At 32.4% G+C, this 18,865-nt stretch carries 17 protein-coding genes; all 17 read right to left on the bottom strand.

Annotated features, from left to right (window positions below; all coding sequences use genetic code 11):
• Positions 1–60: 60 nt before the first annotated feature.
• The 17 genes from LNQ34_RS01580 to LNQ34_RS01500 all read right to left on the bottom strand — a co-directional run bounded on the left by LNQ34_RS01580 (position 61) and on the right by LNQ34_RS01500 (position 18,827).
• Positions 61–774, bottom strand: a complete 714-nt coding sequence (locus LNQ34_RS01580) for a toxin-antitoxin system YwqK family antitoxin (RefSeq protein WP_229998450.1) — start codon at positions 772–774, stop codon at positions 61–63.
• Between the two features lie 110 nt (positions 775–884).
• Positions 885–1,730, bottom strand: a complete 846-nt coding sequence (locus LNQ34_RS01575; protein WP_229998448.1) for a toxin-antitoxin system YwqK family antitoxin — start codon at positions 1,728–1,730, stop codon at positions 885–887.
• A gap of 614 nt (positions 1,731–2,344) precedes the next feature.
• On the bottom strand, positions 2,345–2,974 hold the full coding sequence (locus LNQ34_RS01570) for a toxin-antitoxin system YwqK family antitoxin (protein WP_229998447.1): 630 nt from the start codon (positions 2,972–2,974) through the stop codon (positions 2,345–2,347).
• A 65-nt stretch (positions 2,975–3,039) separates the two neighbouring features.
• Positions 3,040–4,068 carry a toxin-antitoxin system YwqK family antitoxin gene (locus tag LNQ34_RS01565; protein WP_229998445.1) on the bottom strand — a complete coding sequence of 343 codons (1,029 nt, stop codon included), beginning with the start codon at positions 4,066–4,068 and terminating at the stop codon, positions 3,040–3,042.
• A gap of 137 nt (positions 4,069–4,205) precedes the next feature.
• On the bottom strand, positions 4,206–4,931 hold the full coding sequence (locus tag LNQ34_RS01560; protein ID WP_229998444.1) for a toxin-antitoxin system YwqK family antitoxin: 726 nt from the start codon (positions 4,929–4,931) through the stop codon (positions 4,206–4,208).
• Positions 4,932–4,995: 64 nt separating this feature from the next.
• Positions 4,996–5,274, bottom strand: coding sequence for a hypothetical protein (locus LNQ34_RS01555; RefSeq protein WP_229998443.1), 279 nt, complete (start codon positions 5,272–5,274; stop codon positions 4,996–4,998).
• Between the two features lie 98 nt (positions 5,275–5,372).
• Entirely contained in the window at positions 5,373–5,921 is a 549-nt protein-coding gene (locus tag LNQ34_RS01550; RefSeq protein WP_229998442.1) for a toxin-antitoxin system YwqK family antitoxin, read from the bottom strand.
• Between the two features lie 64 nt (positions 5,922–5,985).
• Complete coding sequence (locus LNQ34_RS01545; RefSeq protein ID WP_229998441.1) at positions 5,986–8,232, bottom strand: PAAR-like protein; 2,247 nt, start codon at positions 8,230–8,232, stop codon at positions 5,986–5,988.
• A gap of 2 nt (positions 8,233–8,234) precedes the next feature.
• On the bottom strand, positions 8,235–9,242 hold the full coding sequence (locus LNQ34_RS01540; RefSeq protein WP_229998440.1) for a hypothetical protein: 1,008 nt from the start codon (positions 9,240–9,242) through the stop codon (positions 8,235–8,237).
• Between the two features lie 12 nt (positions 9,243–9,254).
• Positions 9,255–10,553 (bottom strand): hypothetical protein, encoded by a 1,299-nt coding sequence (locus LNQ34_RS01535; RefSeq protein ID WP_229998439.1) that lies wholly within the window; start codon positions 10,551–10,553, stop codon positions 9,255–9,257.
• Positions 10,546–11,103 carry a DUF6046 domain-containing protein gene (locus LNQ34_RS01530; protein ID WP_202704154.1) on the bottom strand — a complete coding sequence of 186 codons (558 nt, stop codon included), beginning with the start codon at positions 11,101–11,103 and terminating at the stop codon, positions 10,546–10,548. Before LNQ34_RS01530 ends, LNQ34_RS01535 begins: the two co-directional genes overlap by 8 nt.
• 14 nt (positions 11,104–11,117) lie before the next feature.
• Positions 11,118–11,588: a hypothetical protein gene (locus LNQ34_RS01525; protein ID WP_202704155.1), complete on the bottom strand. Its 471-nt coding sequence runs from the start codon at positions 11,586–11,588 to the stop codon at positions 11,118–11,120.
• Positions 11,589–11,615: 27 nt separating this feature from the next.
• Positions 11,616–11,810 carry a hypothetical protein gene (locus LNQ34_RS01520; RefSeq protein ID WP_202704156.1) on the bottom strand — a complete coding sequence of 65 codons (195 nt, stop codon included), beginning with the start codon at positions 11,808–11,810 and terminating at the stop codon, positions 11,616–11,618.
• Between the two features lie 384 nt (positions 11,811–12,194).
• Positions 12,195–14,264 carry a hypothetical protein gene (locus LNQ34_RS01515; protein ID WP_229998438.1) on the bottom strand — a complete coding sequence of 690 codons (2,070 nt, stop codon included), beginning with the start codon at positions 14,262–14,264 and terminating at the stop codon, positions 12,195–12,197.
• A 98-nt stretch (positions 14,265–14,362) separates the two neighbouring features.
• Positions 14,363–15,820 (bottom strand): hypothetical protein, encoded by a 1,458-nt coding sequence (locus tag LNQ34_RS01510; protein WP_229998437.1) that lies wholly within the window; start codon positions 15,818–15,820, stop codon positions 14,363–14,365.
• A gap of 127 nt (positions 15,821–15,947) precedes the next feature.
• Positions 15,948–16,637 (bottom strand): hypothetical protein, encoded by a 690-nt coding sequence (locus LNQ34_RS01505; protein WP_229998436.1) that lies wholly within the window; start codon positions 16,635–16,637, stop codon positions 15,948–15,950.
• Between the two features lie 141 nt (positions 16,638–16,778).
• On the bottom strand, positions 16,779–18,827 hold the full coding sequence (locus tag LNQ34_RS01500; RefSeq protein ID WP_229998435.1) for an autotransporter outer membrane beta-barrel domain-containing protein: 2,049 nt from the start codon (positions 18,825–18,827) through the stop codon (positions 16,779–16,781).
• Between the last annotated feature and the right edge of the window lie 38 nt (positions 18,828–18,865).

Raw genomic sequence — 18,865 nt, 5'->3', positions numbered from 1 at the left:
ATTATTTGGTTATGTAAATATGTCTTTCTTTGATCAATATAATCTATAATGTTTTTCGTGCTACCTTTTTAGGGTACTTTTTGCAAAGTGATCATTCTCATATTCTTCTTTAGTTTTATAACTAAAAGTATTTCTAAAAGCTCCTTGTTTCAAATTTTTTAATTCGTATGAATCTACTTCTAAGTATGCACTGTCATTAGGTTTGTATCTGTATCTTAAACACCAGTCATTTCCTATATAGTAAACCAAAACATCTTTTTGGTACAGACGTTTCTCAAAATTTTTACCTTCTTTATTATACAAACGGAGGGTGTCTGTAAAATAACCGTCTTTGGTATAAGCTTCAAAATAAACTTTGCGGTTGTCATGAAATTCTTTCCATAATCCTGTGCCCATTTTAAAAGTGGTTTCGTAAATCACTTTACCATCATTATCAAATTGTCTAAAAATGCTATCGCGTAGACCATGTTTAAAATATTCTTCTTTGTATATTTTTCCTTTTGCAACGACATTTCCATTTTTATCAAAATCAGCGTCACCACTTAACCATTTACTCTCTTTAAGGCCATCTATGCCAGTTTTTCCTATTCGATATCCACATTCCGAGAAAGTTTCACGATAAAAATCTACCCCAATATATTCGCTGGGAAAATCTTCAAACATGTGATTATTAGATGAAATGTTAAAACCTTCAGTTGTAGGAGGTATTGAAACATATGTCTTGCAAGAATAAAAAAGAAGCAATGCGATAATTGGGTAAAAAAATATTTTCATTTTTGCTTTATTGTTTTTATTTGATAATCTAAAAATCTAATTTTATTAGAATCAGAACGCATCAGGCGAAGTTTCATAGCTTGCCCATATTAATTTTTTGCGCAGATGTTTTATCTTTTTAAGTTCCTTTTTGCAAATTGATCATTCTCAAATTCTTCCTTAGTTTTATAACTAAAAGTATTTCTAAAAGTTCCTTGTTTTAGATTTTTTGCATCGTAAGAATCGACTTCTAAGTAAGTACTGTTATTTGGATGGTGTCGAAATTTTAAACACCAATCGTCATCGCCTATATAATAAACCAATGCATCTTTTTGGTATAATCTTTTTTGATAAATTTTCCCTCTTTCATTATATAAACGGAGTGTATCTGAAAAATATCCTCCTTTAGTTTCTATTTCATAATATAATGCACCATTTTCATGGAAATCTTTTTCAATACCATTTCCATCTTTGAAATAAGTCGAATAAATTACTTTTCCATCTTTGTTGTAAATTTTATAAATGCTATCTCGTAAACCATCCTTGAAATATTCTTCTCTAAATTTATAATTTTTATAAATGTGATTTCCTAACGAATCTAAATAATAACTTCTTTTGCATTCCCATAAACCATGTTGTACGCCATTTTTAAATTCACCTTCTCTTGAACCAAAATTATATCCAAGAGTAGGATCATCTCTCCATATATCATTCATCTCTCCTTTTTTTACTATTATTCCAAAATTATCTTTAAGCATAAATGAATTTACTCTACAAACTTCCATTTTAACTTTATACCAATTATAAAAAGCAAAGTTTGTTATATAAGGTAAATCTGTGAAGCTACCTTCGTTAGAGGAAGCTAGAATTGTTGTGCATGGAGGAGCATCAACCGACAATACTTTATTTGATTTACTTTTGCAGCCAATCGTTAATAGTAAGATACTAATCGCAATAATATTAATTGTAGTTCTCATAGACTTTTCTCATTATAGTTATTTGATAACCTGCAAATTTAAGTCCTTCAACTGTATCTTTTCCCTGTAAAGTTATTTGTGAATAATCCATCATATTCAAAGTGCTTTTCTTAGTGAAATATAAATAATTTTGAATATCATTTCGCATGATTATAATTTGATTGTGCATAAAAAAAATCTTTTTTCGTTATTGTAATAATCCATCATGTTTTCTGTTGAAGATTGTTTAAACATGATATAATTGGAATTTACTTGATTAAGAACTAAATTATAATAGTCCAAATTTTGATTTAGCAGTTTCAAGTAATCCTTTTTTAAAAAATTGCCAACGACATTTAATGTTATATATCTTAAACCTTTTTGATTTGAAAGGTTTTCTTTTGCTAAATTATTTTCTCCAATTAACTTATTTGCCAGATTAATCCAATTATCACATACCGCTATATACTGCGCTTTTGTTTGAGAGGAATTAATTTTATCAGAATCCGAATAATTTATGTATTTAGCTTTTACTTTTTTTTTATCCTCTTTGTTTTTGTCTGAAATATTTTTAGTTTTATCTTTTTAAGGAACTTTTTGCTGAAGAAATTAAATTAAAGTAAGTGAATATGATTTTAATATTTCTTAGTCTCAATTAAATTTCCTTGATCGTCGTAATACTCGCATTCTCCGATTTTTTCCCCATAGATATACATTTCACACTGTTTTAGTTTCCCGTTCTTGTAGTAGATATCGCTTTCACCAAATAGTTCTCTATTTTCATAATAATGGATTGAAGCTAGTTGTCCATTGTCATAATAAGTTGTAAATTCTCCTGAATAATCGCCATTTTCATCATATCTTTCTACACTGCTTAATTGTCCGTTTTCATAATATCGTGTCCATTTTCCGGTTTTACCATTGTTGTTATAGTATCCAATTTCCGATTTTCTCCGATTTTTATGATATGAGATTTTTTTTCCTGTAAGTTTATAGTTTTTATATTTATAACAGGCAGCTAAATTACCGTTATCATAAAATGATTTTTCTTTGCCATTCTGTTTACCTTTTTTATATTTTTTTAAGGTAAACAATTGCCCATTTTCGCGGTATTCTTTCCATTTTCCGGTTCTATTATAATTCTTATCAATTTTCCCTTCTTCTTTTATTTTTCCGTTGGTGTAAAAGCTTTTATAATTTTCTTGCGCGTACGAAATAAAAACAGAGAAGACGATTGTTATGCAGGATAAAATAAGTTTATTCATTATGGTTTTTGTTGTAAGGTTTTAGTCCGTCTAAATCAAAATTGCTGTTGTGTAATTGTATTATTTCAATGGTTTTCTACTTTCGTCAGATTGCCTTGTTCATCATAATATTTCCACTCGCCTTTTTTGTATTCGTCTTCAAAATTCCCTATCATCCGCAATTGCCCGTTTTCGTAGTAAAATTTCCACTCGCCATTTTGCTTATTTTTTTCATAGCATCCCGTATTGCTCAATTGTCCATTTTCAAAATATTGTTTCCATTCGTCGATTTTCCCTCTTTCATCGTAGTTTCCTGTTGATGATAAAACTCCATTCCAACGATAATATTTCCATTCTCCTATGTTTCGGTCATTTTCATACCGTCCTATTGATTCTAAATTTCCATTATGATTTTCATTGCTTACTACTTCACTAGAAAAATATTCTTTCCATTCGCCTGTTTTTTTATTATCTTCATAATTGCCAATGCTTTCTAATTGCCCATTTGAATAATACACTCTCCATTCGCCTTTTTTTCTATATTTTTCGTAGTTTCCGATAAAAAATAATTTGCCATTTTCATGGTAACATTTCCATTCGCCTGTTTTTGTTCCATTTTCGTAGTTGCCAATTTCTCGCAATTGTCCGTTTTTGTAATATTGTTTCCATTCACCATTTGATTGACTACCATCTTGTTCAAATTTGTCAACATACATTACTCGTCCATTTGGATGATAATTTTGCCATTCGCCTACACAAGTTCCATTTTTGTAATTTCCAAACTTACGTAATAGTCCGCTTTCATAATACTCTTTCCATTCTCCTACGGGTCTGTTATCTTGATAATTGCCTGTTTTCGAGAGTTTTCCGTTTTTATAATAACGTTTAAAATCGCCAGTCATCATACCATTTTTGTAGCTTATAACTTTGTACAATTTTTTATTCTCGTCGAATGTTTTCCATTCGCCTGTTTTTGTTCCGTTTTTGTCAAGTTTTCCTTTTTCTGCAAAGGTATTTTTACTGGTAGATGAATGTTTCTTTTCAAAGACGGAACACGATCCACTAACTGAAATAATTAGAAAAAATAGTAAGGTATAGGAGATTAGTTTTTTCATTGTTTTATTTGATGTTCAAAATTCTAACTCTACTAGAAACAGGGTTCGCTTGGCGAAGTTTCATAACTTAGCCCATATTAATTTTTGGGTAGATTTTTTGTGTTAAAAAGGAATTTTGAAAAGAGTATTTTTAGTTTTTATCTTTTTAGGGTACTTTTTGCAAAGTGATCATTCTCAAATTCTTCCTTAGTTTTATAACTAAAAGTATTTCTAAAAGATCCTTGTTTCAAATTTTTTAATTCGTATGAATCTACTTCTAAGTATGTATTGTCATTAGGTTTGTATCTGTATCTTAAAGACCAATCATTCCCTGCATAGTAAACCAAAACATCTTTTTGGTACAGACGTTTCTCAAATTTTTTACCTTCTTTATTATACAAACGTAGTGTATCTGTAAAATAACCGTCTTTGGTATAAGCTTCAAAATAAACTTTGCGGTTGTCATGAAATTCTTTCCATAATCCTGTGCCCATTTTAAAAGTGGTTTCGTAGATCACTTTACCATCATTATCAAATTGTCTAAAAATGCTATCACGTAGACCATGTTTAAAATATTCTTCTTTCCAAATTCCACCTATTGCATAAACATTTCCTAAAGTATCAAATCCGGCATCGCCACTGAGCCATTTGCCTTCTTTATAGCCATCAATAATTTTACCATATCGTACACCTCCTTCTTCAAAGTTTTCTATATAAGAGAGTTCTCCCCAATTAGGGGAGTCCTCTTCAGGAAAGTCTGCGTACCTATAACTGCCTGCATTAATAAATGCCATACCTTTAGGAGATTCTTTAAAAGGAGTTATCCTTTTAAAAACGCAGGACGAAAAAATTACTATGATAATTAGAAATATGCTCTTTTTCATTTTATTGATTTGTAAAATTTACATAGGATTGCCAAGATAGTTTTGAATATTGGATTGCAAAATCTTAATTCGATTTTAGGTATTCAATAATTAAATCTATCGCAGTATCTTTCCAATAATTTTCAGTAGTACTGGTAAGGATTTCATTTATAAAGTTTATTTCTTTATTTTCTTTATTTTCTAACAATATAGATGCTTTAGAGTAAAAATCACTATATTCAGAGAAGGTTTTGTTTGCTGTGTTTTTTATTTTTTCTAATTGTTTCAAATAATATTGCTGTACTTCATCTGGAAAGTCATCCTTTATCAATTCGTATAAATCTTCATTACCTTTTAAAAACAATTCTTTTGCTTTAATTTTTTGTAATTAATTTAATAGTTCTTTTACTTGTCACAATAGTAAATGAGGTTTTTGCAGTTTCGCGATTGTAGCTTTAAATTCTAGTCACTAGGAACACTATCAGAGCGGTAAGGAAAGCAAGGTAATCCTTCATCATAAACCAACGAATCTTTTACATAAAGTCTTTTTCCTATAATTTTTCCTTTATCATCATGTAGTCTTAGCGTATCTGTAAAATACCCATCTCTAGTGTACATTTCAAAGTATAATTGCCCATTACTATGGAATTCTTTCCAGAGACCTGTTCCTTTTTTAAATGTAGTCTCATAAATAATTTTTCCATTACTATCAAAACGTCTATAAATACTGTCTCGCAAGCCATTTTTAAAATATTCCTCTTTCCATATTCCTCCTTTGGCATATACATTTCCATTTTCATCAAAATCAGCATCACCACTTAGCCATTTACCTTCTTTAGAATCATCAATCCCAGTTTTGCCAAAGCTGACACCGCCTTCCTTGAACCATTCTTCTGTTGGAGAAATTCCCAATCCGTTATTCTCTATTTTTAGTTTAGGAGGAAAATCTGAATCATATTTAGAGTGTAGATACATTAATGCCTTCGCAGTCCCCTTTATGGGATCTAACATTTTTTTTTGGTAAGATTTGCACCCTATGAAGAATGTGTACATAGTCAAGAATAACCCAAATAATTTAATAGTTTTCGATGTCATCACGCATGATTTTTATTTGATTATGAAAATAAACTAATCTGGAATTATGATAATCCATGATATTTTTAGTACTCCCCTGTTTAAACAATAAATAGTTTGAATGAATTTGATCAATAACAGAGTAATAATATTTTTTCGTTTCAATTAGAACTAATGAGTAATCAGAAGCTTTTAAGTTAATTTTATATTTATGTAATTGTATTTTATCTGTATGAATAGAATTTAATATTTGTAAAGTGCTTGTGTTTTCTTGTAAATAAGACGTGTTTTTGTCAATTTCATTTTTGCATACAGATAAATATTGGTCTTTTGTTTGTGTATTTTTGCCAGTTCCTGCTACTATAGTTGATCCGGGTTGTCCTTTATATTCTCTTTCAACATTAGTCTTCAATCTTGTGTAATAACTTGTTTTATATTGAAAATAAATATTAGTTTTCGTTATTTTTTCAATCAGAGTGCTTTTTTTTCCAATAATAGTTGTTAGGCTATAAATCTTATTTGTTTCACTTTGCAATTTTAGAATCTTCGTTTCTATAGGAGGAATAAACTTTTCATTTTTTGTTCCATCAGGATTATTGACTGGCAATCCATTTCCTAAAATATTTTCTCTAGCAACTTTATATTCTTCTTTTTCCTTTGAATCATAAAATAAATGGGGTAAGCCTAACATATGACCAATTTCATGAGAATAAGTATCTTTGTTATTTGTATTGGTAGAATATACGATTAAAGCATAATGATTAAGAGGACTTGTACGGCTATATGCTCCCGTCTTTTCATCTGAAGATTCGAAATCAGATAAAATAATAATCCCACCCTCATTGAATGGTTTTCCTTTATTTCTCAATTTTTTTTTGTATTCAGATATTGTTATTTCATCCATTTCGTTTGCTTTGTCAGGAAGTCCCAAATCTTTTTGATCATCTACTATTACCTCAGTTATAACTGGTTTTTTATTGCACTCTTTTTTTATAGGGTCCCAACTTTCTATCCTACAATTTCCGGTAACAGGATCAACATCTGGTTTTTGTTTAATAATACTCGCAAAATACTTTTTTCTAGTCCAATCTTCCTTATCAAAAGCATAAAAATAATCATCGACCTTACTGGCATCCATAGCCTCAAAATTTTCAATCTCCACTGCATAACCTGCTTGGTTAAGAGAGTTATTGTTTAGATACTCTTTGATACCTGCATTTTTAAACTTTTTAAACAAGGCTTTCGCTTTCTCATTTGGATTTCCTTCATTTGATACCAGTGCAATAACCCTAAATTTAAGTTTCAGTACTTTATTTTTCATCATGTTTAGACCACCTATTTCGCGTGGGCCTTTTGCACCAGTATGTAAAAAAAAGTATTTTTTGTCTAACGATTCTTTCGAACATTTTATTGTAAGTTGTAGCTGTTCATTAGCTACTATTTTTTTCTTTGTTGTTTTGTCGTTTTCATCCTTTCTTTCTTCTTCTCCGTCAATTTTAAAACTATAATATTCATCGCCTGTAATAGAGATATAATCATCCTGACTTTCCCCTTCAAAAAAGACTTCCAAACTCAATGTGACGGGCTCGCCTGGTTTTAGTAAAACAAAAGGCATTTCGAAATGATTGTCAAAATTAATAAGTCCGTAATTTTTCTGAATCGCTTTTATTGCGCCAGGTTTATCTTCGCCAATAGGTATGATGTTTCCTAAATCCTGAGCTGTGTTTCCTTTTTTATAAAAGTATTCTACTTTTTCAAAGGGCACACCTTGTATTTTTTGAATTTCCATTGTTTCCGGATCGACATCTACCCAATCAAAACCAAATTCTCCATTATAAGTTTCTAAAGTTCTGACTTTGGCATAAACCTTTGAAATCTCTTTTGGCTCTGAGGAGTAATCTCCAAATATAACATTTTTTGTTTGCGTTTGTTTTGAATCTATGATAGAAATTTCTCCTTGTCCAAAAGTACAGAAAGCAGTAGAAGCTTCTAATAAACCTTTGTGTTCACTCTGTAATACATTATTTTTTGTGCTTGACCAAGGAGCTTCAATAGCAGGTTGGCACGGAATAGGCGGATTTTGTATTTTACAGCTGGTAAAATTTGGAAAAACAAATGTTTTTTCATTTTCAGTAGCCATCAATTTATCCTGGATAAAAATTTTGGTTTGAGATTTTACCTCCAACGTACCATCTTCAGTGCCCAAAGTGCATTTGCATTGGGCACCGTTACATATATATTTTGCCATAATTAATTTATTAATACGTTTGCTCCTTTTATGGTTGTATCTCCTACTGCTTCTACTTTTATAGCCTTATTTGCTTTAATATTGATATTAGAGCTGGCATCTATATTTACATTATCTCCCTTTAAATTAATGTTGCCGGAAGTGAATATATTTACACCATTTTGACCTAAAAGTTCAATTAAATTATTAGCATCTTTCTTTAATTGGATTCTGTTTTTTTCTAAAAGAATTGTGTCGTTTGAGTCTGTAAGTTTTATTTCTGCTCTTTCATTACCGCTCATTTCAAATGACAGCTTTTCTTTTTCATGATCATTATATAAACGAGCTGAGATATTACTAGGTTCTATTAATAAATTAGTTCGTTTTTTACCGTTATCATCGTTTAATTTTAGATTGGTAGTATTTTTTGTCATTGTTAAGACCGAGCCTTCTGTTACAACATTGTTTTTAACCGAATTAAAAGTCGTTCTAAGACTATCAGGTGAAAAATGTGTAATTGCTAATGGGTTTTCTTTTTCATCAAAATAGCTAATCTTAAAGTTTTTGTCTTTGTCAAACTCTATTTTAGCAACATCAAGAATTTTTGTTTCATTAGTTTCTGTTGCAGTATCCGTTTTTATATAACGAATGTGCAGTTTGTTGCCATCGGCACTATAATCAAAAAATAACTTTGGGTCATTTGTGGCTTGTATTCTTCCCATTAGTCTGTCGACTTCAGAAAACTGCGAAACAAACGCTCTTGTTTCTACTCCGTCAATAATGGTCGCCAAAACCCAACTGTCTTTTTTAGGAATGGTAATAACTCCTTGTTCTACATCGAGGATTGAAGCTTTCAATCGTACGTTTTTAAGGATGGCACCATCGGCACGCATAATGTTTACGGTATAAGCGTCTTCAGGATTGTGAAATGATTCTATTTCATTATTTATTTCGATGACTTTTGCAGCAAAAGTTTCAATCATTTGATTTTTACTAGAGACATCTTTTATTAAATCGGTTATATTTCCCATGATATATTTTTATTAAACTTCTACTCTTCGACCTATGTAAATCCTTTGCCTGTAACCATTTTCGCCATAACTTCGCACGACCTTTTCGACCTGAAAGGTTCCATTTTTTTCTTTGTCTTTAGCATTTTCCAGAATTACCTTATCGGTTGGTCGCACAAAAGGCTCTCCAAAAGTGAGAAAGGAACCTTCAAATCCGCTGGGTTTAGATTCCATTGCTCGTAATGCGGCGTATTGATACAGTTCTGAAGCCACTTTTGTGGTTGTTTTTTCAAAAGCTGTAGGATCATTTGGTAAATCATCACTATCACTGTGTAATACGTGGGTTTTCACTAATTGCCCATTTGGGTCACCCAGTTCAATGTAAATTGGGGTGTTTGAATTTTTAAAGTATTTTTCTACTCGTGTACGGGTATTTTTTGTCGATTCATTAACTACGACTAACTTATCTTCAATAATGTTGTAACGAAATCTGAAACGTGCTTTCCCTAAAAAGTTCCCGGAAGCGGCTTGAATCGTTTTATTTAGTTGCGTACTCAAAAGTTCAAGTCCCTGATTGATTAGTTTTTTTACAATTGCCCCGGCCAAAGGACTTTGGATAAAATTGCGATCGATAAAACTGTTTAATTCTCCGGTTGTATGTTTTTGCGGGTTATTGGTGATTGTAAGTACAGGTCGGGCTTCTTCCATTTTAAAATAGGTGTAGATTCCCTTATCCTTTAGCATTTCGAAAACCTGAGCCAAAGTTTGACTTCTGTTGATCATTAGATTTCCTAAATCTTCATCCAAAGCGTTTATTTTTAACGGAAGATTTAACGGTTTGATTCTCTTCTCAAAAAAAATCTTAGGATTAAAATTTTCGACATTGGTTGTCGGATTGGTAGCTACAACATTTAGAGAATCATTTTTGTTTTGTACATCAGCATTATCTACTGCTTTTATTTTTTTGAAGGCGTACATTAAGTCTTCACAGGTTATAGTAGCATTGGTATCGGATTGTACTCCTGTGATATAACCCCTAAAAGCCGGTTTGTAATCTCCGTCGTATCCTAAAAATATTTCTATGAAATTTTCAACTTTAAAAAAATCATGAATTGTTTTTTGTTCACCGCTTGCATTTGCAAATAAGTTCTGATCAAAGCCTTTGGTATCGGTATATACTTTTTGAGGCATAACAATCGTGGCGGTATCGGTTAACGATTTGTAGGAGCTATTGATTTCTACGTTTTTGACATAGGTAAATTCATAAAATTTTGGAGTAGGGATAAGCCTTACCGTTTCATAAACTTTAATTTTAGCATTTAGTTTAAGCATTGTCTCTGATTATTAGTTCTACAGTTTCGTCTGATGTGGCGCTGGCCGTGAATTTTTGAATGTTTTTTGTTCCGGAAATTGAAGGAATAGAGTAGGAGTCTATAACCAGTTCGTAAATACCAAATCGGTTCAGAATAGCATGAGTTACTCTCAGGGCATAGGGAGCATTTAGAAATTGTTTCAATAAGAAAAGTTTCTCTTTTGGATATTCATCTCCACTTTCGTCGGCAATTAGTCCTTCAATCGAAATACTAAAATCACCATTGGTGATATGTTCTTTAATGGTTGAATCTCTGCCTTCTATTCCTTCTTTTCTGATAACTTTTGAGCGATTTAAATTAACTGTTACAGCATCTATGCGCAGACTCGGCAGATTGAGATCCTTCTTTACCAGAGGTTCAAAAATTAGGGGAGCAAAGACTCTAAGGTTAAATTCGCCTCCGGTTTTATCGATAATAAAATCTTTCGATTCCGATTCGTTATAGTTAATACCTGTATATTCAGTATCTTTTGAGTCTAAGATTTCGTTTACATTAAAATTGAATTTCATTGTTTTTTTAGTTTTTAGTTGGAGAATGTTTTAGCAAAGGCCGTAATAAAGGTATTTTCGAGTCTGGTTTCATTGTGTTTCTGCAGCCAAAGCGCTTCTTCGATGAGCTTATAAAATTCATCCATCGGTAATTGATAAGGATCTACCTGAAAAGCCTGACGAATCAGAGCTGCTGACTTTTTGAATTCATCTTTTTGAGGTGTTGCATTGATTTTAAATTCACTGTCTTTTTGAATCATGGTAACAATAGAATTTCCTGCAGAAAGCATGAATTCATCATCATAATTTTCTTTTTCCAGTAAACATTCTTCAAACAAAAACAAAATAGCTTCATGCGGATCATCATTGTATCGTTTTTGATAATTCAGAAATGTTGTGAGAGTTGGTTTTTTGCAATATGCTGTTATAGATTGGTCATCAGAGGTAAGTTTTAATACATTACCATATTTTTCTTTTAGTTTTTCGATTGCTGTTTCGTCTAACATTTTTTTGATTTTAAGAATTTTGATGTTTTAAATAGAACTGTCTGTACTTTCTCTTTTCAGGATTTCGGTAAGACTTTCAGTGCTTTGTGACTGATTCAAAGGTGTAATGTTAAAATTTCCAATAATAATGTTGCCTTCGGGTTGCTGCCCCAAAGGGTTTTTAAAATTGCTCATGTCTGGTGCCGAAGGTATTTCTCCTAAATCTCTGGATGTAGAATTCATGATTGATTTGATGTTTAAAGGTTGGTATTGCTGTTTAAGATATTCTCAATAGATGAGGTAGTTACTTTCGGGATATTCCCGTAAGTAAGCGGTGTTTTTATATTGATTTTGAGAGTGCTAACCGATTTTATTAGCAGCTGTAAAAATAAGAGATAAAGAGCGAAAAAGGGAAAAATTTGGTTGCTGCTTTCAGTAGTTTCAGTAGAAAATAATTTAATTAAAGTCTTGGTATGTAGTAGTTTGTGTTGAGGTTGTGAATAAGGGAGAAAGAAAAGAGATAAGCCTAAAAGAGTAAAAATAATCTCTTTTAGGCTTTAACATATTGGTTAAATAAAATTTGAGTTCAACAGTGATGAGTATATTTAAAAATGTTTTCTCTTTTTTCTATAATAAAGGAGTAGCATAAGTTTTAATACTTAAAGCATCTAAAGCATCACGTTCTTCATAAAATAATTTATGATTAAATTTATTCATCTGAATTTTTATTTCATCTAAATCTACTGAATTGATGTAAACATCTCTTCCGGATGCAGAGGAGGGAATATAATTGACATTGCTTGTGATGCCGTCAAATATAGTATTACCTAGTTTAGATCTGTTAAAAATGGACATCGAGAATATTAAGCAGTTGTTGAATATTAATTTACTATAAGCAGTATATGTAGGAGAAGCTTCGTTGCGTAAGTTATTATAGAAATACAAAGTACTATATTCGATTGTTGAGTTATTAAAATTATAATAGGGTAATGCTCCACCCAGAAGGACCTTGTTTAAGGATGAACTTTGTATATTCTCTATTCTAATCCACCTAACAGAAGGTTTGTTTCCACTACTGTAATTGTTAAGATTGACGCCAATCACGGAATTATTAATTCGGGAAGAAATCGATCCTTCAACCATAAAATTTGATAATGATTTTATGTTATTGATTATGAGTGATGTTTCAATACTATAAAAGGTATCCAAAAATAAGCTGTTGGATATTTGGTTAGAAATTCCGGTAATTACTGCTGAACATGCAAATGTTGTGTTTGATAATGTTACAGCATCTACATTTGTATCAAAATTAAGTTCTCCTAAATTGTTTTGAATTACTGTATTCTCAAATAATCCGGAAACTTTCATCATTTTGACACTAACAGGCTGATGATTTTGGTCTAGTTTAAAAATTGTAAAGTCTTTGGCATCATTATATGAACTGACTTCCATTGTAAAATCAACAATCTTTGTATTGGCATCGATTGTTAAAGATTTATGATCTAAATCATGAGCAACATAAAATCTTTCCGGTGTTGCTGTAGTTGATTTAGTTGCTGTAAATTGGTAAACACCATCAAATCCTGTTAAAGAAGTTACCGGTTGATCCTGATTAAGTGTTTTTAAAATAGAATCTGTTGAAATTTTCCATCTGCGGTAGCGTTGTACTCTCCAGTCGATTTTTAAGTCAATACCAAGAGCTCTGTTGTATCTTCTTAAGATTGTTCCTTTAGTAGCGACACTTCCCACGACAGGTAATTTATATTCAATACTATCGTCAGGATAGGTTACGGATTTCCCTTCTAATTCAAACTCTTTTGTCGATTTCGCCTTTAAAATAATTGATTCTAAAGGAACATTAAGATTTTCTTCTGCCGACATATTCATGTATGCGGTGCCATTGTGAACTTCAGTATTTAGTACCCCTCCTGGGCGTATTACGGGTTTTCCGTTAGCATCATTTACAACTAAATTGTCAACAATTCCGTTGGAATATCGGGGTATTGAATATTCAAATTCTAATCCTATGTGAGCTTGCATTCCGTTGGCAAAACGGAAATAATAACCCTGAGAGGCGACAAGACTCACGGTTGTTGTTGAACCAATCTGTAATGGACCTGTGTAACCATCAGGAAGTTTGGTTATAACAACGGTTTTACCCACAGTTAAATTTAAATCATAACCTACATCCAGAACAGCATACTTTGCCGGATAAGAATTTATTCGCCTTTTAAGTAGTGTTGGAGAAGAGTTTGATCCAGTAATGGTATAGATGGTTTGAAAATCATTGATCAAGTAATAATTGCCCGGGATCAATGAATTGGATTGTACCAGATTTAATACTTTTTCTGTATTTACATTATTTTCACTTTTTATAAGATTATTTACAAAATCGTAAACTGCTTTTGAAGACGGATAATCACTATTGCTTGATAAGGAAGAAAGGGTCAGACTTTTATTAGCAATGTTTTCTTTTGATGCAAATAAAGTTTCATGTGCTGTTTTGCTGGATTTATGATCTTCAAATTGAGTTCTTTCGGTTTTATTATTTAAAGTTTGTGACAGATGTTCAATAGAACTTTGAGGAATTTGTTCCTCTTTGTGCCAAAAACTTTGCCAGGAATCCGAAAATTGTTTTTGTGTTGGTTTTTTGCCGGTTTTGAACCAGCTTAGAATGGTATTGATATTTGTTGCCATATTTTTTGTTTTAATTTGTTAAAATCCGCGTTAGTTTGTTGTGCTTATATGATTATTATCTCTGTCTGCAATTGTATAACCCCACTAGAGAACAGGTTCTAACTTGATAAGGCAACAATTTTTTGCTCATTGTTGTTGTCTATATATGTGATTACGGAATCTCCATTTGGTTTGTTTAAAATAGTTTTGGGATGTTCTTTGAATAATTCTGTCCAATTGGAGGTGTCTAGTTGCGAAAGATGAAGATCATGTTGTATGTATATATTTTGCATACTTTTTAAGTTATCAACCCCATAGATAGAGAATGCATATGGAGCAGCTATAGAGCCTATATTAAAAGGGGTTTTAAAAACGGTTTCCCTGAAGCTTATACGTGCACAATTCATCTCGTATATATTTAGATATGTATTATTAGTAATGCCATACATTTGAAAATTATAGGTATTTATATTGTTTATATGCAATGTGTTGAATAAGTTGTTGACACTGTCTCCTATAGAAAAACCTTTAAAGTAACAATCACTCATCTGTATGTTTAAATTTGCTATATAACACTCCAAGGCCGGTATTTGAGTATTTGTGATAGTACCTCCCCATTTGAAGCCCTTTACGTAGCCTCCAATTTTATTATTACCAGTTTTATTGTTATAATCATTTTCTCTATAATAAATCTGATCACCTTCCCAATTATATCGTATGGGATCATAAACGGTAATCATTGCAGCAGTATCAATAACCCATTCAGAGGTATCTAAGCTTGACTCGTCCACATATACTCCAGGATTTCCATTTAGATTTCTCCAGTGATTATTACCCCAAATGACAATATCATTAATCGAATAACTTGGAGAATTTACAAAACCGGATACATCAGAAGTGGCTAAAGACTCAGAGCCCGTGATTGAAGAAGCGTCCGCCCAGTTTCCGGATATGAATTCAATAAATCCATAGCTTAAGTACTTTCCGAGCGCGCCGTTATTACTTGTGACATTTTCGCCTTTAACAAAATTTCCAACAACATTATTAAATGTCCCTATCATATTTTTAGTCCATAGACTATAAGAATAGTAATCCGGATTGTTGAATTTACCAATTCCGTTAGTTTCCAGAACATTGTTTTCGAGAGCTCTGAGTTGAACATCGCACCAGCCATTATCAACTCCGGTAATTTCATATAACTGGCCTTTTACTAATTTTGAATTGTTGATATACTCCTCTGCTTCTAATTTTGTCAATGTTAGTAGTGGATCCGGTAATTGATTTGAGTAAAGTTTTCCCAAAGCGTCTAATCCGGCATATCCATCTCGTTGGTTTTTATTTGTTTTGTCTTCTTTGACAGTAAAAATTTCAGGATGTGCATCACGATCTGTTTTGTGCGCATCAAATTGTGCTTTCTCGGTTTTGGCATTCAAAACCGAATCGAGATCTGAAATTGCGCTTTGCGGAATCTGTTCTTCCTTATGCCAAAAGCTTTGCCACGAATCCCAAAACTGTTTTTGTGTTGGTTTCTCGCCGGTTTTGAACCAGCTTAGAATGTTGTTGATGTTTGTTGCCATAAGATGTTGGATTAGTTATATAATTAAGTTTTAGAAAGAGGTCAGTTATTCTCTTTAAAAAATGACGAAAAAAGAGGTTTAAGCCATATCATTAGTCGCTACGTCATTTTTTAAAAGACTCAATAAATTATTGAATATTAGTGATGATACCATTTGTAACGGTTATCGTTTTTCCGTCACTGGTCGTGAATGTTGTGTTAATGGAGGACAATGAAATATTACCGGCATCGTCAGCAGCAGTTTGATTTACTTTTATTGGTAATGTGCAAGTTTCCGCTATGCCATTATTAAATTTTGGAAATAATAATTCGCATTTGTGATAAGTTTGCTGGCTAATTGGATATGGACCTGCGGTAAATGTAAATCTGTCTGCAAACATCTGACATTCGCTAAAACTTGTATCAAATTTCTTGAATATTGAAAAATATTCATGATTTATATCAAATCTCGTGGTAGGATCATAGATATCAGAAGCGTACTTTGCTCCATATATATAATGTGGACTTATGGATAATTTAGAAAAATCTGAAAAATTATCTGGCCCTGTGGGAATATATTTTAGAACAAATCCTTGATTAAGTACTACAGCAAAACCATAATAATTTTGATAATCAGCGCTAGCTTTGAAAACTTGTTGAAGAGTTGGAATCTTGCCACTAAATTCACTGAGCTTCTCATCAATTCCTTCAATATCAGTTATATCAATTTTTTCTTCTTTATGACGAAAGGAGTCCCAGGTATCCCAAAATTGAGTCTGAGTTGGTTTTAAACCAGTTTTGAACCAGCTTTTAATAGTGTTTAATGTTTGTAGAGCCATTTTTTAAATGATGTTGTTGTAGGTTATTAGGTATTGAAACAATAACAAATCTCCTTTTGATAATTGTTCATTTAGGATAAGATAAAATTCCTGAATAGCGATTAAAGCACTTTCAAGAGGTCTTTTTTTCTTGTCTTAAATTTAGGCGATCGAGGTAACGAGATGTTTAGCCCATCCAATAGCTGTTTTTTCGTAAACAGTCGAACCAGTATCAATAGAGAGGCATTGAACTCTTGAACCGATGCTAAAGAATGGGTATGTTGAATCTAAATATGCTCTCGATACAGGAGAAGTTGATGGATCGTCAACAACTTGTAGGGACTTACTGTCTACATATGCTTTTGTAGTTAACGAAGTGTTTCCTCCCGATTCAATAAGTTCAGGAGTTAAATTGGGAGCTTGTATTTCTCCATTTGTATTTTTTACTATTGCTCTATTTCCGGCGCCATCAGCGAGAATGATAGTGTTTGATGTCGTTGGGGACAAGCCTGTTATCTTACCTATGGCTACGTTTCCAGATCCAGTCGTAACCCCTATAGGAGTTATGCCAGCCGTAACTATGAATATATTATCACTACCTGTTGTCAAATTATTAGATACGGCACTATTGCTCGAATTACCTATTAAAACGTTTCTGGCTCCGGTGGTGATATTACCCCCTATTTGATGGCCAATTGAAATGTTTAAATCTCCTAGGTTTCCGACACCACCTAATGCTTTGTATCCAATTCCTATACTTCGTTTGAAATTAGAATCAACTCCACCGCCAGCGGCTGCACCTATAATTGTATTCTGGCTAGATGTTGTAGTATATGCTGATGCTAACGCTCCCAGAGCTAGATTATAATTTCCGGATGTATTACTAGCTAATGCGCTAGCTCCTAACCCTAAATTCTGTGTTCCGATGGTACTAGCGGAAAGAGCTTTCCATCCTATCCCTGTATTGAATGTGCCGGTGGTATTGTTAGATAAAACAAGTTCACCTAATGCGGTATTACCTATGGTATCAACAGCACCATTACCTTTGCCTATCCTTACTCCATTTATAAGTTTATCAACCCCTCCAAGTTCTTGTAGCGCTATGTTATTAACTATTCCAATTTGTGTAGCCGAAACTGGAGATCCTATTTCATCCGTAGTGGCTATAGTTCCTGATTTGGCAGGAAGTATAATCGTAGAATTTGATTCGCCTGGTTCAGCAAAAACAAGCCTATTGTGTACAGAGGCACCGTTGAAATAGAGGAATCCGTTTTTGGCAGATGAAAAATTACTATTAGTGGCTTTACCTACTGTTTGAAAGCCGTTTGCATTATATAACGTGAAGTTATTGTTGTTTGATGGATCAGTCATAGTAATTGTGGATCCGGATATTGTAGTTTGGTTATTTGTATCCGTATCCTCAATTTGCATAGCAATGCCATTAAGTATTGCAACTTTGCCTTGCGCCAGAACGTCTTGTAAATTGGGAGTCGTCGCCTTCGTAATTTGTTTCCATTCGCCATTTTGCCTGCCATATTGATTTCCGTTGATAGGAGCTTCTTCGATTTCTCCATTTATAACAATATCCCCTTCGCCAACGATAGATTCTCCATTGATAGTTTTAAAATCGTCTGTGGTGGCGATTGTATAAGTATTATTATTAAATCGTTCTAATTTTGCAGGAAATTCAAATACATTACTGGATACTGGGTCGGCAATTTTTATTAAGGTATGTTTTCCATTTTTATATTTTTCTAATGAAGGATCACCACTGAAGAGGGATATCTTGCCTTCATCTCCGGTTTCTAATACTCTGCAGCTAAGTGTTATTTGGTTTGTTAACTGAAATAAGGAGGTGCTGTCAAATTCACTTCCTACCGTAATATTATTATACTTATAGTTACCGTAGTTTCCCATTATAGTTGCATTGCTGTATCCGTGAGAATCAGTAGGGTAAGCAGCAATAGGATTGGTATCCAGCACTGATTTTAATCCTTGTGGGGCATGTGCATTTTTATCTGTTAAATGATCATTTAAAACTGTTTTATCTGCCTTAGCAGAAAGCAATTCGTCAATCCCTTCAATCTCTTTTACAGGTACTTTTTCGTATTTGTGACGGAAGGAGTCCCAGGTATCCCAAAATTGAGTTTGTGTTGGTTTAAAACCAGTTTTGAACCAACTTTTAATAGTGTTTAATGTTTGTAGAGCCATATTTTTTCTGTTTAATGATGTAAGTAAGATTTGTTTAA

The sequence above is a fragment of the Flavobacterium lipolyticum genome (genome assembly GCF_020905335.1).
GTDB lineage: Bacteria > Bacteroidota > Bacteroidia > Flavobacteriales > Flavobacteriaceae > Flavobacterium > Flavobacterium lipolyticum.
Note: the sequence above shows the minus strand (reverse complement) of the source record. Positions and strands in the feature narration are given on the sequence as shown.